11 protein-coding genes and 1 riboswitch are annotated in these 16,174 nt (G+C 68.1%); of the genes, 6 read left to right on the top strand and 5 right to left on the bottom strand.

The features are described from left to right. Positions 1-155: 155 nt before the first annotated feature. The 4 genes from ACWDSI_RS03085 to metE all read left to right on the top strand — a co-directional run bounded on the left by ACWDSI_RS03085 (position 156) and on the right by metE (position 5,876). Positions 156-2,147, top strand: a complete 1,992-nt coding sequence (locus ACWDSI_RS03085) for a solute carrier family 23 protein (protein WP_449746047.1) — start codon at positions 156-158, stop codon at positions 2,145-2,147. A gap of 9 nt (positions 2,148-2,156) precedes the next feature. Then, a complete protein-coding gene (gene uraD / locus ACWDSI_RS03080; protein ID WP_449746048.1) occupies positions 2,157-2,678 on the top strand; it encodes a 2-oxo-4-hydroxy-4-carboxy-5-ureidoimidazoline decarboxylase in 522 nt (173 codons plus the stop codon). A 9-nt stretch (positions 2,679-2,687) separates the two neighbouring features. Beyond that, the gene (gene uraH, locus ACWDSI_RS03075; RefSeq protein WP_449746049.1) at positions 2,688-3,014 is read left to right on the top strand and encodes a hydroxyisourate hydrolase; all 327 of its coding nucleotides are present in this window, start codon (positions 2,688-2,690) and stop codon (positions 3,012-3,014) included. 205 nt (positions 3,015-3,219) lie between these two features. After that, a riboswitch (cobalamin riboswitch) is annotated at positions 3,220-3,410 on the top strand. Positions 3,411-3,554: 144 nt separating this feature from the next. Further along, complete coding sequence (gene metE, locus ACWDSI_RS03070) at positions 3,555-5,876, top strand: 5-methyltetrahydropteroyltriglutamate--homocysteine S-methyltransferase (RefSeq protein WP_449755625.1); 2,322 nt, start codon at positions 3,555-3,557, stop codon at positions 5,874-5,876. A gap of 63 nt (positions 5,877-5,939) precedes the next feature. Here metE and ACWDSI_RS03065 read toward each other — a convergent pair whose 3' ends face one another. Beyond that, a complete protein-coding gene (locus ACWDSI_RS03065) occupies positions 5,940-6,893 on the bottom strand; it encodes a DMT family transporter (RefSeq protein WP_449755624.1) in 954 nt (317 codons plus the stop codon). A gap of 31 nt (positions 6,894-6,924) precedes the next feature. On the opposite strand from ACWDSI_RS03065, the gene ACWDSI_RS03060 reads away from it, so the two are divergent. After that, entirely contained in the window at positions 6,925-7,485 is a 561-nt protein-coding gene (locus ACWDSI_RS03060; RefSeq protein ID WP_449755623.1) for a helix-turn-helix domain-containing protein, read from the top strand. Positions 7,486-7,520: 35 nt separating this feature from the next. On the opposite strand, the gene ACWDSI_RS03055 is transcribed toward ACWDSI_RS03060, so the two are convergent. From ACWDSI_RS03055 to prpD, 4 genes are all read right to left on the bottom strand, one after another. After that, positions 7,521-10,910 carry a pyruvate carboxylase gene (locus ACWDSI_RS03055; RefSeq protein ID WP_449755708.1) on the bottom strand — a complete coding sequence of 1,130 codons (3,390 nt, stop codon included), beginning with the start codon at positions 10,908-10,910 and terminating at the stop codon, positions 7,521-7,523. An 80-nt stretch (positions 10,911-10,990) separates the two neighbouring features. After that, positions 10,991-12,118 (bottom strand): bifunctional 2-methylcitrate synthase/citrate synthase, encoded by a 1,128-nt coding sequence (locus ACWDSI_RS03050; protein WP_449755622.1) that lies wholly within the window; start codon positions 12,116-12,118, stop codon positions 10,991-10,993. Next, the gene (prpB, locus tag ACWDSI_RS03045) at positions 12,115-13,077 is read right to left on the bottom strand and encodes a methylisocitrate lyase (protein ID WP_449755621.1); all 963 of its coding nucleotides are present in this window, start codon (positions 13,075-13,077) and stop codon (positions 12,115-12,117) included. The genes ACWDSI_RS03050 and prpB overlap by 4 nt, the downstream gene beginning before the upstream one ends. Further along, positions 13,077-14,588 (bottom strand): 2-methylcitrate dehydratase PrpD, encoded by a 1,512-nt coding sequence (prpD, locus tag ACWDSI_RS03040; RefSeq protein ID WP_449755620.1) that lies wholly within the window; start codon positions 14,586-14,588, stop codon positions 13,077-13,079. The genes prpB and prpD overlap by 1 nt, the downstream gene beginning before the upstream one ends. 118 nt (positions 14,589-14,706) lie before the next feature. On the opposite strand from prpD, the gene ACWDSI_RS03035 reads away from it, so the two are divergent. Next, a complete protein-coding gene (locus tag ACWDSI_RS03035) occupies positions 14,707-16,170 on the top strand; it encodes a short-chain fatty acyl-CoA regulator family protein (protein ID WP_449746056.1) in 1,464 nt (487 codons plus the stop codon). Positions 16,171-16,174: the final 4 nt, after the last annotated feature.

Here is a 16,174-nt window from a genome sequence, read left to right as displayed (position 1 = left end):
CCAGGCGAAATATACGATCCGCGCCTCGCGCGAATGCGGCCCGCGGTCCACTATTTATCTGCCGGTGAGCCGCGCCACGTCCATGGCGCACGAAAGCACACCGACGCAGTGGGCACAGTCGCGCTTGGGCACAGTCGTGTGAAGGGGATCTCGTCATGGCAACCGATTCGGCACCGGCCGCACCGGCCAAAAAGAACAAGAGGGTTCATCCCGTCGATCAGGTGCCACCACCCGGCAAACTCGTCGCGCTCGGCGCCCAGCACGTCGTCGCCTTCTACGCCGGAGCCGTGCTGGTGCCGATCCTGATCGCCAACGCGATCGGCCTCGACAGCGCCGACCTCACCAAACTCATCACCGCCGACCTGTTCACGTGCGGCATCGCCTCGCTGTTGCAGTCGGTGGGCATCTGGAAGATCGGCGTGCGGCTGCCGCTGCTGCAGGGCATCACCTTCGCCACGCTGGCACCGGTGATCCACATCGCCAACCAGAACGGCGGCGGCACCGTCGGCCTGCAGACGGTCTACGGCGCGGTGATCGCCGCCGGTGCCTTCACCTTCCTCATCGCCCCGTACTTCGCCAGGCTGATCAGATTTCTGCCCCCCGTGGTGACCGGAACGCTGATCACCATCATCGGCGTCTGCCTGATCCCGGTCGGTGCCGGCGACGCGGTCACCAACCCCGTCGGCGAGAACGCCGGCCTGCACGACTCCGCCAACTGGAAATGGGTCTGCTACACCCTCGGCACCATCCTGCTGATCGTGTTGATGCAGCGCTTCTTCAAGGGCTTCATGGCGACCATCGCGGTGCTGCTCGGACTGGTGGTGGGCACGCTGGTCGCCTGGCTGTGCGGCGACGCCTCCTTCACCGACGTCGGCAAGTCGAGTTGGCTGGGCTTCACCCCGCCGTTCTATTTCGGATGGCCGCGCTGGGACATCGTCGCCATCGTCTCGCTGATCGTGGTGCTGCTCGTGGTGGCCGTCGAATCCACCGGCTCGGTGTTCGCCACCGGTGAGATCGTCGGTAAGCGCATCCGCAAGGAAGACATCGCGGCCACCGTGCGCGCCGACGGACTGGCCACCGTGATCGGCGGCTCGTTCAACTCGTTCCCCTACACGGCGTTCTCCGAGAACGTCGGCCTGGTGCGGCTGACCGGCGTCAAGAGCCGCTGGGTGGTCGCCTGCGCCGGCTGCATCATGATCATCCTCGGCCTGATCCCCAAGCTCGCCGGTGTGGTGCAGTCGATTCCGTCGCCGGTACTCGGCGGCGCGGCGCTGATCATGTTCGCCACCGTCGCCATCGTCGGCATCCAGACGCTCACCGCGGTCGACTTCACCGACCACCGCAACCTCATCATCGCCGCCACCTCACTGGCCGTGGCGCTCTACGTGCAGTTCTCGCAGTCGTCGACGCCGACGTCGGTCATCGAGAAGGGCGGCGAGGTGGTCAAGGTGCCCGCCCTGCCCGGCGTGGACGAGGCGATGCCCAACATCTTCCTTCAGATCCCCTTCTCCACCGGCATCACGATGGGTGCCATCACCGCGATCCTGTTGAATCTCTTGTTCTTCCACATCGGATCGCGGGGACCGGCGGTGGCCGGCGGCGGCGCCATCACACTCGACGAGGTCAACAAGATGACCCGGGAGATGTTCCGCGACGTCTTCGGCGAGGTGGTGCAGAGTGTCGACTGGGTGCTCGACCGCGCCTGGGCGCAGCGGCCTTTCGAGGACGTCCACGACCTGCGCATCGCCTTCCAGGAGGCCATGCTCACCGGCAGCGACGAGCAACAACTCCAGCTCATCAAGGCGTTCCCCGACCTGGGCGCCGAAGACGAGACGGGGACGTTGAGGGCGGTCGACCACAAGGGTCTCTCCCACCTCGAGGAGACCGAGCACGAGAACGTGGTGAACCTGGCGTCGGCCTACCGCGATCACTTCGGCTTCCCGCTGGTCATCTGCGCTCGGGAGACCGAACGCTACGACAGGGTGCTGCGCAACGGCTGGGCGCGGATGGACAACTCGGAGATCTCCGAGAAGTCGTTCGCGCTGATCGAGATCGCCAAGATCGTCAACTACCGATTCGACGATCTCGTGGCCGACGCAAACCCGATCACCTCGGCCCGGTTCAGCCGCCAGCCCGAGCTCTCGTAGGCTGTCCGCGTGCGACGCGTGGATTGGCGAGGATTGTCCAGTTTCAACGACCTGACCGAACGTCAGGCCATCGGATCGCTCTACGAGTGCTGCAGTTCGTCGATCTGGGCGCTGCGGGTGGCGCGGGCCCGCCCGTTCTCCGACGACGAGGCGCTGCTCGAATACGCCGACCTGATCCTCGCCGAACTCACCGAGGCCGACCTCGACGAAGCCCTGGCCGGGCATCCACGGATCGGTGACCGTCCCGACAACCCGTCGTCGTCGCGGGAGCAGTCGGGTGTCACCGGGGCCGATCCGGCGGTGCTGGCCGAACTCAAGGAACTCAACAAGGCCTACGACGAGAAGTTCGGGCATGTGTATCTGGTGTTCGCCAATGGCCGGCCCGCCGACGAACTGCTGGCGATCCTCAAGGAACGCCTGCGCAACGACGCCGAGACCGAACGCCGGGTGATGCGGATGGAACTGGCCAAGATCAACCGCAGCCGCCTGCAGCGCATGCTGACCCCCGCGGTGCAGTTCGTCGATGACTAGGGTGACACCATGACAGGTCTGTCCACGCACGTCCTCAACGCCGTCTCCGGCGCCCCCGCGGTGGGGATGTCGGTGAGCCTGCGCGCCGTCGACGGCGAGGAACTCGCCACCGGGGTCACCGACGACGACGGCCGCATCTCCCAGGTGAACCGGGATCCGTTGGCGCCCGGCACATATCACCTGGTCTTCGCCACCGGTGAATGGTTCGACGGCAACGGGATCGTCGGCTTCTTCCCGCAGGTCGACATCTGCTTCACCGTCGACGACCCGTCCCGGCACTATCACGTCCCGATCCTGCTGAGTCCGTACTCGTACTCCACCTATCGCGGTAGCTGACGGTTCACGATCTCGGCAAACCCCGGTGCGGCGGCGACGGCGTCGATCACCGACCCACGGTCGGTGAGGTCGTAGGCAAAGGTGCTGATGCCGCGGCACAGAGGGTGCAGGACACCCTCACCGCAACGTCCATTACGCTGGTTCGCGCAGTTGGTTCGTCCGCGCGCACCGTGATCGCAGCGCGCGGCGTCGAGCCCGGTCCCGGATTCCGTCCGGCTCCCCGGGTGAGAGGGAATCCGGTGTGAATCCGGAACTGTCCCGCAGCGGTATGTCGGAACGACCGCCGTCATCAGCACTGGGCGCACTGCGCCCGGGAAGCGACGGCCAGTAGGTGTAACGCCCGTCCGGGTGTGCGAGCCGGCGAGTCCGAAGACCTGCCTGCTGTACCGGCCGCGCCGCGGCCGGTGGCTCGCCGCCTCGAGGACTGGGCGCAGGTCGATCATGCCATCCGTGGTGCCCGCTCGGTGCGGCACCCGTGGCTTGTCGATGCTCCCTGCAGGGCGGTGAACCGTTGACATCCAGTGCAGGAGTACACGACTCATGTCCATCAGTTCCCATGCCGGCGCCTCCGCGGGTCCCACCTCGGGGCCGGTCGCCGCGCCGTTCACCACCACCGTTCCCGGCACCGGACGTATCGGTCCGCGCCGCGAACTCAAACGCGCCGTCGAGGGCTACTGGCGCGGCACGGTCGGCGCCGCCGACCTCGAACAGACCGCCGCCGGGTTGCGCCGCGACACCATCGATCAGTTGGTCGCGGCCGGATTCGACTCGATCCCGATCAACACGTTCTCCTACTACGACCAGATGCTCGACGCCACCGTGCTCTTCGATGCGCTACCGGAGCGTTTCACGGCAGTCGACAACGATCTCGACCGCTACTTCGCCGCGGCCCGCGGCACCGGCGACCTCACGCCGATGGAGATGACGAAGTGGTTCGACACCAACTACCACTATCTCGTTCCTGAGATCTCCCCCGACACCACATTCGGACTCAACCCCGCCAAGCTTCTCGGCGAGGTGTCCGAGGCCCACGCCGCGGGTGTCCCGGCCCGCCCGGTGATCATCGGACCGATCACCTATCTGGCGCTGGCCAAGGCCGTTGACGGCGGCGTCGACCCGCTGCGTCGCCTCGACGACCTGCTGCCGCGGTACACCGAACTGCTCACTCTGTTGGCGGCGACCGGTGTCGGCTGGGTGCAGATCGACGAGCCCGTACTGGTCACCGACATCGCCGAGGGCCTTCCGGCGCTGGCACACGCGGTGTACTCGGCGCTGGCCGCTCCGGCCGGGCGCCCGGCGATCCTGGTCAGCACCTACTTCGGCGATCCCGGCGAGTCGCTGGCCGCACTGGCCCGCACACCGGTGGAGGCGATCGGCGTCGACCTGGTCGAGGGCTCGGTGGACTCCGTGGTCGCCGTACCCGAACTGGCCGGCAAACTGCTCGTCGCCGGAGTGGTCGATGGCCGCAATGTGTGGCGCACCGACCTCGACAAGGCGCTCGCCACACTCGGAACTGTGCTGGGCTCGGTACGGGCACTGGCGGTGTCGACGTCGTGCTCCACCCTGCACGTGCCCTACACGCTCGACGGTGAGAACGAACTCGACGCGAATCTGCGTGGCTGGCTGGCCTTCGCCGCCGAGAAGTACCACGAGGTGGCCACCTTGTCGCGGGCGCTGCGCGACGGGCGCGAGTCGCAGGCAGAGGCGTTCGCAGCGTCGGCCGCCGCCCTGTCCACCCGGGCCACCGATCCGCGTGTGCACGTGGCGTCGGTGCGCGAGCGGCTGGACGCGATCTCGGCCGGCGACGTGACCCGCGGTCGGGCCGCCGAACGGATAGAAGCGCAGAACACACGGCTGCAGCTGCCGGTGCTGCCGACCACCACGATCGGCTCCTATCCGCAGACGTCGTCGATCCGGCTGGCGCGCGCCGCCCTGCGTTCCGGCGAGATCGACCACGCCGGATACGAGCGCCGAATGAAAGCGGAAATCGCCGATGTGGTTGCGCTGCAGGAGACGCTCGGCCTCGACGTGCTGGTGCACGGCGAGCCCGAGCGCAACGACATGGTGCAGTACTTCGCCGAACAGCTCGACGGCTTCTTCGCCACCACGAACGGCTGGGTGCAGTCCTACGGCACCCGCTGCGTCCGTCCGCCGATCCTCTTCGGCGACGTCGTGCGTCCACGACCGATGACCGAAGACTGGATCACCTACGCGCAGTCGCTGACCGACAAACCGGTCAAGGGCATGCTCACCGGTCCGGTCACCATCCTGGCGTGGTCGTTCGTCCGCGACGACCAACCGCTGTCGGTGTCGGCCAACGAGATCGCGCTCGCCATCCGGGACGAGACCATCGACCTGGAACGGGCCGGTGTCAGCATCATCCAGGTGGACGAACCGGCCCTGCGCGAACTACTGCCACTGCGCGACGCCGACAAACCCGCGTATCTGGACTGGGCGGTGCGGGCGTTCCGGCTGGCGACGTCGGGCATCACCGACGCCGTGCAGATCCACACCCACCTGTGCTACTCCGAGTTCGGTGAGGTGATCGGCGCGATCGCCGATCTCGATGCCGACGTCACCTCGATCGAGGCGGCCCGCTCGGCGATGGAGGTGCTCGACGACCTCAACGAGGTGGGCTTTGCCAACGCTGTGGGTCCTGGCGTGTACGACATCCACTCGCCGCGCGTCCCGTCCCCCGCGGAGATCGAGGTGTCGCTGCGGGCGGCACTGGCCGCGGTGGGGCCGCAACGGCTGTGGGTGAATCCCGACTGCGGCCTGAAAACCCGCACCACCGAGGAGGTCACCGCGGCACTGACCAACCTGGTGTCGGCTGCCACCGTGGTGCGTTCCGAAGTCGGCTGAGTTCGCATGTGTCCAGAAGGGTCACCGCTCGGCATGCCGAGTGGTACCGGTACATGTGCCCGGCTACAGCGGTGACCTTTCTGGCGCTTGCTCGGCCGCAAGCTCGCGCCTCTTCGCTCCCCGTGTCCGCCACCGCGGCGGACGCATCTCGCTCACCAGCACACCCACCACGATCAGCGCCGCTCCCGCAAGCGCGGGCGCGGGCAGTCTCTCACCGGCCAGCCTGCCGAAGAGGCCCGCCCACACCGGTTCCCCGGTGTAGATCACGGTGGCCCGGGTGGGCGAGACGAACTTCTGAGCCCAGTTCATCGTCAGCTGGATCACGATGCTCGCCGCACCCATGCCCACGGCGGCGAGCAGCCACACCCACGAGAACGACGGCACCGACTCGCCGGCCACCGGCATCACCAGGAACGAGAGTCCCCCGCCGACGAGCAGTTGGATGATGGTGACGCGCTGGATGTTGACGCGTCCGGCGAAGAAGCCGATGAGCAGGATCTCGCCCGCGCAGCCGATCGCACCGAGCAGCGTCGCGAACTCACCAGCGCCGAAGCCAAGGCCGCCGGCGTCGCGTCCGGAGAGCAGCAGCAGGCCGACGAAGGCGAGGGTGACGCCGATCCAGCTCATCACACCGGGCCGCTTGCGGAAGATCGCCCACTGCGCCACCGGCACCAGCGGCACGTACATGGCCGTGATGAACGCCGACTTGCTCGAGCTGATCGACTGCAGCCCAAAGGTTTGCAGGCTGTAGGCGAATGCCAGCATGAGTCCGATCGAGACCCCCGCCACGACGTCGAGACGCGTGATGCCCCGCAGCGACCTGCCGAAGACGAGAAGTCCGAACAGACCGGCAACGGTGAAACGCAGTCCGACGAAGAACAGCGGTCCGCTGTGGGCCATCGCGGTGTGTACCACCAGGAAGGTGCCGCCCCAGATCGCGGTCACCGCGATGAGGGCCAGTTCGTGACGGCCGAGCTGGATACCCCCTCGGTCGCGGGCCGGATCTTTGCGCAACATAGTGCACAAGCTTAGGGGTAATATAGTGCGCATGCCAAGTCGACGATCCGACGTGCTGGCTCACGTGGGCCGCAACCTGCGCGATCTGCGCCGGCAGAGCGGTCTGAGCCAGGCGGCCCTCGCCGACTCGTCCGGCATCAGCAGGCGCATGATCGTCAACCTCGAGGGCGGCGACACCAACATCAGTCTCGCCAGCCTCGACCGGCTCGCCGAAGCGCTCGGCGTCCGCTTCGTCGACATGGTGCGCGACCCGGACAGCCACTCCCGCGATCTCGACGTGGTGGCCTGGCGTGGCGAGGACGAACACAGCGTCGGAGTGCTGCGGACCAGCGTCCCCGCACGCCACGAGGTGCAGCTGTGGACCTGGACGCTGGGCCCGGGCGAACGCTACGACGCCGAGCCCGACCCGGACGGCTGGTTCGAAACGGTGCTCGTCGCCTTCGGCCGGTTACGCATCGCCTTCGCCGACCCGCAGTCCCCCGACATCGACCTCGACCCCGGCGAGCACACCACCTACCCGAGCTCGCAGACCTACTCCTACGTCAACATCGCCGACGGCACCACGCGATTCGTCCGCAACGTGATCAACTGAGCGCCGACCACTCGCGCGGGAAGGTCGCGTCGCGCTCAGCCGATCTCGATGAGCAGATCGCCCGGCGACACCTGCTGCACCGACCCGATCGCCACCCGCGACACCTTGCCGGCGACGGGCGCGGTGATGGTGGCCTCCATCTTCATGGCCTCGATGGTGCCGATCGCGGCGCCCGCGGCCACCTCGTCACCCACATCCACCGACAGCGACACCACGCCCGCGAACGGCGCACCGACGTGGCCCGGGTTGGACCGGTCGGCGCGCTCGGCGGTGGCCACCTTGGAGTCCACCGAACGGTCACGCACCGCGATCGGCCGCAACTGTCCGTTGAGCACACACATCACGGTGCGCATGCCGCGCTCGTCGGGTTCGCTGATCGCCTCGAGACCGATGAGCAGTTCCACCCCGGGCTCGAGTTCCACCCGGTGTTCCTCGCCGTAGCGCAGTCCGTAGAAGAACTGGTTCGCCGAGAGCCGCGATGTGTCGCCGTAGGCGTCGCGGTGCTCGGTGTACTCGCGGGTCGGGCCGGGGAACAGCAGCCGGTTGAGCGTCTCCTGCCGCCCGCGCCCGGACTCGTCGAGCGCGGCGGAGTCGGCGGCCGACACCTCGGCGGTCGGTCGGGGCGCCGAACGCCCGGCCAGCGCTCGCGTACGCAGCGGCTCGGGCCAGCCGCCGGCGGGTTCACCGAGTTCACCGCGCAGGAAACCGATCACCGAATCGGGAATGTCGTAGGCGCCCGGATCGGCGGCGAATTCCTCGGGTGCGATGCCCTGCCCGACGAGCGCCAGGGCGAGGTCGCCGACCACCTTCGACGACGGCGTCACCTTGATCAGCCGGCCGAGCATGGTGTCGGCGGCCGCGTAGGCCTCCTCCACCGCCTCGAAGCGGTTACCCAGGCCCAGCGCGATGGCCTGCTGCCGCAGATTCGAGAGCTGACCGCCGGGAATCTCGTGCGAGTACACCCGTCCGGTGGGTGCGGGTACGCCGGATTCGAAGGGCGCGTACACCTTTCGCACCGCCTCCCAATACGGTTCCAGATCGCACACCGCCCCCAGGTCCAGGCCCGTGTCGTGGTCGGTGTGCGCGAAGGCCGCGACGATCGCCGACAGCGGCGGCTGGCTCGTGGTGCCGGCCAGCGGACCGCCGGCCCCGTCGACGGCGTCGGCGCCGGCCGCCACCGCCGCGAGGTAGGTGGCCAGCTGCCCGCCCGGTGTGTCGTGGGTGTGCACGTGGATCGGCAGATCGAACTCGCGGCGCAGCGCCGACACCAGGCGGGTGGCCGCCGGCGCCCGCAACAGCCCGGCCATGTCCTTGATGGCCAGGATGTGCGCACCGGCCTCGACGATCTGCTCGGCCAGCCGCAGGTAGTAGTCGAGGGTGTAGAGATCCTCGGCGGGATCGGCCAGATCGCCGGTGTAACTCATCGCGACCTCGGCGACGGCGCGGCCCGTCTCGCGGACGGCGTCGACGGCCGGTCGCATCTGGTCGATGTTGTTGAGTGCGTCGAAGATCCGGAAGATGTCGATGCCGACCTCGGTGGCCTCGGCGACGAAGGCGGTGGTCACCTTGGTGGGGTACGGCGTGTACCCGACGGTGTTCGCGCCGCGCAGCAGCATCTGCAGGCAGATGTTGGGCATCGCCTCACGCAACTGCGCGAGCCGGTCCCACGGATCCTCCTTGAGGAACCGCAAGGCGACGTCGTAGGTGGCCCCACCCCAGCACTCGACGCTGAGCAACTGCGGGGTCAGCGCGGCCACATAGGGGGCCACGGCGATCATGCCGCTGGTGCGCACCCGGGTGGCCAGCAACGACTGGTGGGCGTCGCGGAACGTGGTGTCGGTGACCCCGACCGCCGGCCGCTCCCGCAGATCCCGCGCGAAGCCATCGGGCCCCAGCGAGAGAAGTCGTTGCCGCGACCCGTCCGGCGGCGAGTCGAGTACCCCGAGGTCGACGCCGGGCAGTTTGTCGCGCGGATAGACGGTGGTGGGGCGTTCACCGTGCGGTTTGTTGACCGTGACGTCGGCGAGGTACGAGAGGATGCGGGTGCCGCGGTCGGCCGACCCGCGCGAGGTGAGCAGCCACGGGCGGTCGCCGATGAACGACGTGGTGACGCGTCCCGCCGCGAAATCCGGGTCGTCGAGCACGGCTTGCAGAAACGGGATGTTGGTGGCCACCCCGCGAATGCGGAACTCCGCCAACGCGCGTCGCGCGCGGCGCACGGCGGTGTCGAAATCCCTTCCACGACAAGTCAACTTGACGAGCATCGAATCGAAATGCCCTGACACGTCACCGCCCAGGTTGGCGCCGCCGTCCAGCCGCACCCCGGCACCGCCGGGGCTGCGGTAGGCGGTGATGCGGCCGACGTCGGGCCGGAATCCGTCGGCCGGGTCCTCGGTGGTGATCCGGCATTGCATCGCCGCACCGCGGATCGTGATCGAGTCCTGCGTGAGTCCCAGATCGCTCAGCCGCTCTCCCGCGGCCACCCGCAGCTGAGCACCCACCAGGTCGACGTCGGTGATCTCCTCGGTCACCGTGTGCTCCACCTGAATCCGCGGGTTCATCTCGATGAAGACGTGGTTGCCGTGTGCATCGACGAGGAATTCGACGGTGCCCGCACACGAGTAGCCGATCTGCCGGGCGAAGGCCACTGCGTCGGCGCAGATCCGTGACCGCAGTGCGGGGTCGAGGTTGGGGGCGGGTGCCAACTCGACCACCTTCTGGTGTCGGCGTTGCACACTGCAGTCACGCTCGAACAGGTGGATCACGTCGCCGTGGGTGTCGGCGAGGATCTGCACCTCGATGTGGCGCGGGTCGATCACCGCCTGCTCGAGGAACACCGTCGGATCGCCGAACGCGGTGTCGGCCTCGCGGGAGGCGGCGCCGATCGCGTCGGTGAGATCCTCACGATGCGCGACGCGACGCATACCGCGGCCGCCGCCGCCGGCCACCGCTTTGACGAACACCGGAAAGCGCATCGTCTCCGCGGCCGCCACGAGTTCGTCGACATCCGCCGACGGTTCCGAGGAGGCGAGCACCGGGAGCCCGGCCGCGCGGGCCGCGGCCACCGCCTCGGCCTTGTTGCCGGTCAGGTCGAGTATCTGGGCCGACGGCCCCACGAAGGTGATGCCGTGCGCGGCGCAGGCCGCGGCCAGCCCGGCGTTCTCGGCGAGGAATCCGTAGCCCGGATAGATCGCATCGGCACCCGAATGCAGTGCGGCGCCGATGATCTCGTCCACCGACAGGTAGGCGCGCACCGGGTGGCCGGGCACGCCGATCTGATAGGACTCGTCGGCCTTCGACCGGTGCAGGGAGTTGCGGTCCTCGTAGGGAAACACCGCCACCGTGCGGGCGCCGAGTTCGTAGGCCGCGCGAAACGCCCGGATCGCGATCTCACCGCGATTGGCCACCAGCACCTTGTCGAACATGTCACTCATCTCCTCGTCGCCCCCGAGCGGTGTTGCGCTTGACCATAACCCTCAAACGGTCGTGATCCCGGACGAACGTCTCAGACGACGAGGGTGCGCTGAGGGGGCCCGGTGTAGTCGCTCAACGGGCGGATGAGTGCGTTCGAGGCCGCCTGCTCCATGATGTGGGCGGTCCAACCGGTGATCCGGCTCATCACGAAGATCGGTGTGAACGAGCCGATGTCGAAGCCCATCAGGTGATATGCCGGTCCCGTCGGGAAATCGAGGTTCGGTGCGATCCCGGTGCGCGCGGCCATCGCCGACTCCAACTCGGTATAGATCCGCAGCCACCGGTCCTCCCCCATATGCGCCGACACCTCGCCGAGCGCCGCTCGCATCGTCGGCACCCGCGAATCGCCATTCTTGTACACGCGATGGCCGAAACCCATCACCTTCTCTTTTCGAGACAGCTTGCCGTCGAGCCAATCACGCGCGCGTTCGGGGCGGTCGATCTCGATCATGTCGTACATCACCGCTTCATTGGCCCCGCCGTGCAGCGATCCCTTCAGCGCGCCGATCGCCGCGGTGACCGCGCTGTAGATGTCGGACCGGGTGGAGGTCACCACGCGGGCGGTGAACGTGGAGGCGTTGAAACTGTGTTCGGCGTAGAGCACCATCGACTGCTCGAATGCCCGCACGATCACCGCGTCGGGCACCTCACCGAAGCACATGTTGAGGAAGTTCTCGGCGTAGCCGAGACCGTGATGAGGTCTGATCGGATCGAGTCCGCGGCGGCGACGCATGTCGGCGGCGACGATCGTCGGCAGCACCGCGAACATGCGCAGCGCCTTGTCGTGGTTGGCCGACGGGTCGGCGTTGTCCTCGTCGGGGTCCTCGGTGCCGAGGTAGCTGATCGCGGTGCGCACCACGTCCATCGGATGGCAGTTCTCCGGGATGCGTGCGAGCACCGCCTGCGTCGACCGGTCCAGGCGCCGACTCGCCCGCTCACGCTGGGTGAACGCGGCGAGTTCGGCGTCGCCGGGCAGCTCACCGTGCCAGAGCAGGTAGGCCACCTGTTCGACGCCGCAGTGCGCCGCGAGATCTTGCACCGCGTAGCCGCGGTAGGTCAGCGAGTTGGTTTCGGGGACCACCTTCGAGATCGAGGTGGAGTCGACGACGACACCCGCGAGCCCCTTGTAGATGGTCGGGGCGGTGACCGGTGTGCTCATGACAGGGCTCCTTCACGGTCGGTTTCACGCTGGGCTTCACGGTGGGCGCCGAACAGATCCTGGTCGAAGTCGTTGTAGTCGGCGTAGCGCAGCAGCTCATAGAGCCTGCTGCGGTGCTGCATGCCATCGACAAGGCCCGATTGGGTTCCCGCGGTGCGGATCTCACGCAGGCCGGCCTCGACGGCACCCATCGCGATGCGCAGCGTGGTGACCGGGTAGATCACCGCGTTGTAGCCGATGTCGCCGAGTTGCCTCGTGGTGAACAGCTCGGATTTTCCGAACTCGGTCATGTTGGCCAGCAGCGGCACATCCACTGCCGCGCGGAACCTCTCGAACTCCGACAGGTCGCGTAGTGCCTCGGTGAAGATGAGGTCAACGCCCGCGTCGGCGTACGCCTTGGCCCGGTCGATCGCGGCGTCGAGTCCCTCGACCGCGCGGGCGTCGGTGCGGGCACAGATGACGAAGTCGGGATCGCGTCGCGCCGACACCGCCGCGGCGAGGCGCCCGAGCATGTCACCGGTGGGCACCACGTCCTTGCCGTCGAGGTGGCCGCAGCGTTTCGGATTCACCTGGTCTTCGAGGTGACATCCGGCGAGTCCGGCGTCCTCGAGCATCGCCACGGTCCGTGCGGCGCTCATGGGTTCGCCGAACCCGGTGTCGGCGTCGATCAGCGACGGCAACTCGGTGGCGCGCGCGATCTGCCCGCCGCGTCCGGCGACCTCGGTCAGAGTGGTCAGCCCGATGTCGGGCAGTCCGAGATCGGCTGCGAGCACCGCGCCTGAGACGTAGACGGCGTCGAAACCGATGTCGGCGATCAGTGTGGCCACCAGCGGTGAGAAGGCGCCCGGCCAGCGCTGCAACCGTCCCGACGCCAGTCCGGCACGTAACGCGCGACGCTTGTCGGTGGCTGAGGTGACCGACGAGAACAGGCCCGCCGCATCGGGTGTGGCGTCCGGCATCAGAAGATCCCCGCCCCGAGGGTCGGCGCCTTGTCGAGAACCTGTGGCAGCACGGCGATGTCGAGCGCACCCAAGTCACCCGCCGCCACATCGGTCAACGTTGCCACCGCCGACAGGAACCGCTGCTGTTCGTCGGGGTCGATCACCCCGTCGGCCATCGTGGTGAACTTGGCCTCGTACTGGGGACGGGCGAAGGGACGCGCGCCGAGCGGGTGCGCGTCGGCGACGGCGAGTTCGTCGGTGATCACCCGCCCGTCGCGCAGGGTGATCACCGCCCTGGCGCCGAACGCCTTCTCGGCGGGGTCGTCGGAGTGGTAGCGCCGCGTCCACTCGGGGTTCTCGACGGTCGAGATCTTGCGCCACAGGTCGACGGTGTCGGGACGGTTGGCCCGTTCGGGGGCATAGGACGATTCGTGGTGCCAGGTTCCGTCCTGGAGGGCCACCGCGAAGATGTAGGGCACCGAATGGTCGAGGGTTTCCCGGCTCGCCGACGGATCGAACTTCTGCGGATCGTTCGAGCCGGTGCCGATCACCACGTGCGTGTGGTGGCTCGTGTGCAAGACGATCGATTCGATGTCGTCGACATCGGTGATCTGTGTGCGCATCCGGCGGGCGAGGTCGATGGGCGCCTGGCTCTGGTACTCGGCCGAATGCTCCTTGGTGTAACTGTCGAGGATCGCCCGCTTGGGTTCTCCGGGCCCGGGTAGCGGCACCTCGTACACCGCCTCGGGACCGCCGAGCAGCCAGGCGATCACGCCGTCCTCGCCCTCCCAGATCGGAGCGGGCGACCCCTCGCCGCGCATCGCCCGGTCGACCGCCTCGATGGCGATCTTCCCGGCGTGTGCCGGCGCGTACGCCTTCCAACTGGAAATCGCGCCCTTGCGGGACTGTCGGGTCGCGGTGGTCAGGTGCAGCGCCTGTCCGACGGCCTGGTAGATCACGTCCTCGTCGAGGCCGAGCATGGTGCCCAGGCCCGCCGCCACCGACGGTCCGAGGTGGGCGACGTGGTCGATCTTGTGTTCGTGCAGGCACATTCCGCGCGTCAGGTCGATCTGGATCTCGTAGGCGGTGGCCAATCCGCGGATCAGATCGGTACCCGAGGCGCCCACGTGCTGGGCCACGGCCACCAGCGGCGGGATGTTGTCGCCGGGATGGGAGTATTCCGCGGCCAGGAAGGTGTCGTGGAAGTCGAGTTCACGCACGGCGACACCGTTGGCCCAGGCCGCCCACTCGGGTGCGTAGGCGCCTGCCACACCGAACACTCCCGAACCGCTCCCGGCGGAGGTCGGCGGATGCGCCAGCGCCTGGGCGCGTGCGGTGGTGACCGGCCGTCGGATCACCGAGGCAGCGCTCACCGCGGCGTTGTCGATGATCCGGTTGATCACCATCTCGGTGGTGTCGGCGGGCACCGCCACCGGATCGGTGGCCACGGCGGCGATCTTCTGCGCGAGATGCTCGGACTTCGGGAAATCGTCGGCGCTGCGCCGGGTCCGCACGGTGTTGATGATCATGTTCGCACCGTACGCAGAGCGAGTAGCTCGACGAAAGTGCTGGCAGATGCGTATTCTTGCGGATCTTTGCGGCCCGCTTTGCGAACGTTGCGAACACGCGGCTCGCTACCCTTGCGTCATGTCGGATGCGGCGAAGAGCTCACGGGAACGCATTTTCGTCGGACCGAGACTGCGGCGGCTGCGTGACGAGCACGGACTCTCGCAGGCCGCGTTGGCGCGCCGGATCGAGAAATCCACCAGCTACGTCAATCAGCTGGAGAACGATCAGCGCCCGATCACCGTGCCGGTGTTGCTCGCCCTGACCCGCGAGTTCGACCTCGACGCCGACTACTTCGCGGCCGACACCGACGCCCGGCTGGTGGCCGATCTCGTCGAGGCACTCACCGCACACCCGGAGGCACGGGAGGTGACCCGCGCCGAGATCACCGAGCTCGTCGGGCGCATGCCCTCGGTGGGCGCCACCCTGGCCTCGCTGCACCGGCGGCTCGGTGCCGCCGAAGCCGAACTCGAGACATACCGTGCGCAGGTATCGGCCGAGACGGGCTCACGGACCGCGGCCCCGATGCCCTTCGAGGAGGTGCGCGACTTCTTCTACGACCGCAAGAACCACATCGACGTGCTCGACCGCGCCGCCGAGGAGATGTTCGATCGTCACGCACTGCGTATCGGCGGGCTCGACCTGCAGTTGGCCGCGGTGCTCGACCGCGACTACGGGATCGGTGTGTCCATCGCGCACGACGCCGACCCCGCCGTCGCCGCGAACCGGCCCAAACGTTCCTACGACCCGGTGCGACGCGTCGTGCAGCTCGCCGGCCGGCTCACGTCGGGCCAACGCGCGTTTCAGCTCGCCACCCAGCTCGCGCTGCTCACCGCGGCCGACCTCATCGACACCGTGCTCGCCGACGCCGACGACCTGAGCGATGAGGCCCGGCCCGTCGCCCGGGTCGGCCTGGCCAACTACTTCGCCGGTGCTTTGCTGTTGCCGTACAAGCGTTTTCGGACCGCCGCCGAGAATGCGCGATACGACATCGAACTGCTGTGCCTCGGCTTCGACGTCGGATTCGAGACGGTGTGTCACCGGTTGTCCACGCTGCAGCGGCCCGGCGATCGTGGCATCCCGTTCATCTTCGTGCGCACCGACCGGGCGGGAAACATCTCGAAACGGCAGTCCGCGACGGCGTTTCACTTCTCCCGCGTCGGCGGCAGCTGTCCACTGTGGGTGGTGCACGACGCCTTCGCCGCACCGGGCAGGATCGTCACCCAGGTGTCGCAGATGCCCGACGGGCGCTCCTACTTCTGGCTGGCCCGCACCGTCGACGAGGCACACGGATTCCTCACCCAGCGCAAGTCATTCGCGATCGGCCTGGGCTGTGACCTCGCCCACGCCGACCGTCTCATCTACTCCACCGGTGTCGACCTCACCGACGCGCGGACGATGGTGCCGATCGGTGCGGGGTGCAAGGTCTGCGACCGGCCCGCATGCCGGCAGCGCGCGTTTCCCCGGATCGGCCGGCCCGTCCGGGTGGACGTCACGGTGAGCGACTCCATTCCCTACCGCGCCGATCCCGGGGTGTACCGTTGAGTCC

It is taken from the genome of Gordonia sp. NPDC003429, assembly GCF_053588575.1.
The sequence above is the reverse complement of the archived record's forward strand: the minus strand, read 5'-3'. Positions and strand labels throughout refer to the sequence as shown.

Bases quoted from the DNA above. Each gene is read 5' to 3' on its own strand.
- ACWDSI_RS03085 (WP_449746047.1), top strand. From the start codon at position 156: ATGGCAACCGATTCGGCACCGGCCGCACCGGCCAAAAAGAACAAGAGG.
- uraH (WP_449746049.1), top strand. From the start codon at position 2,688: ATGACAGGTCTGTCCACGCACGTCCTCAACGCCGTCTCCGGCGCCCCC.
- metE (WP_449755625.1), top strand. From the start codon at position 3,555: ATGTCCATCAGTTCCCATGCCGGCGCCTCCGCGGGTCCCACCTCGGGG.
- ACWDSI_RS03065 (WP_449755624.1), bottom strand. From the start codon at position 6,893: ATGTTGCGCAAAGATCCGGCCCGCGACCGAGGGGGTATCCAGCTCGGC.
- ACWDSI_RS03060 (WP_449755623.1), top strand. From the start codon at position 6,925: ATGCCAAGTCGACGATCCGACGTGCTGGCTCACGTGGGCCGCAACCTG.
- ACWDSI_RS03055 (WP_449755708.1), bottom strand. From the start codon at position 10,910: ATGTTCGACAAGGTGCTGGTGGCCAATCGCGGTGAGATCGCGATCCGG.
- ACWDSI_RS03050 (WP_449755622.1), bottom strand. From the start codon at position 12,118: ATGAGCACACCGGTCACCGCCCCGACCATCTACAAGGGGCTCGCGGGT.
- prpB (WP_449755621.1), bottom strand. From the start codon at position 13,077: ATGCCGGACGCCACACCCGATGCGGCGGGCCTGTTCTCGTCGGTCACC.
- prpD (WP_449755620.1), bottom strand. From the start codon at position 14,588: ATGATCATCAACACCGTGCGGACCCGGCGCAGCGCCGACGATTTCCCG.
- ACWDSI_RS03035 (WP_449746056.1), top strand. From the start codon at position 14,707: ATGTCGGATGCGGCGAAGAGCTCACGGGAACGCATTTTCGTCGGACCG.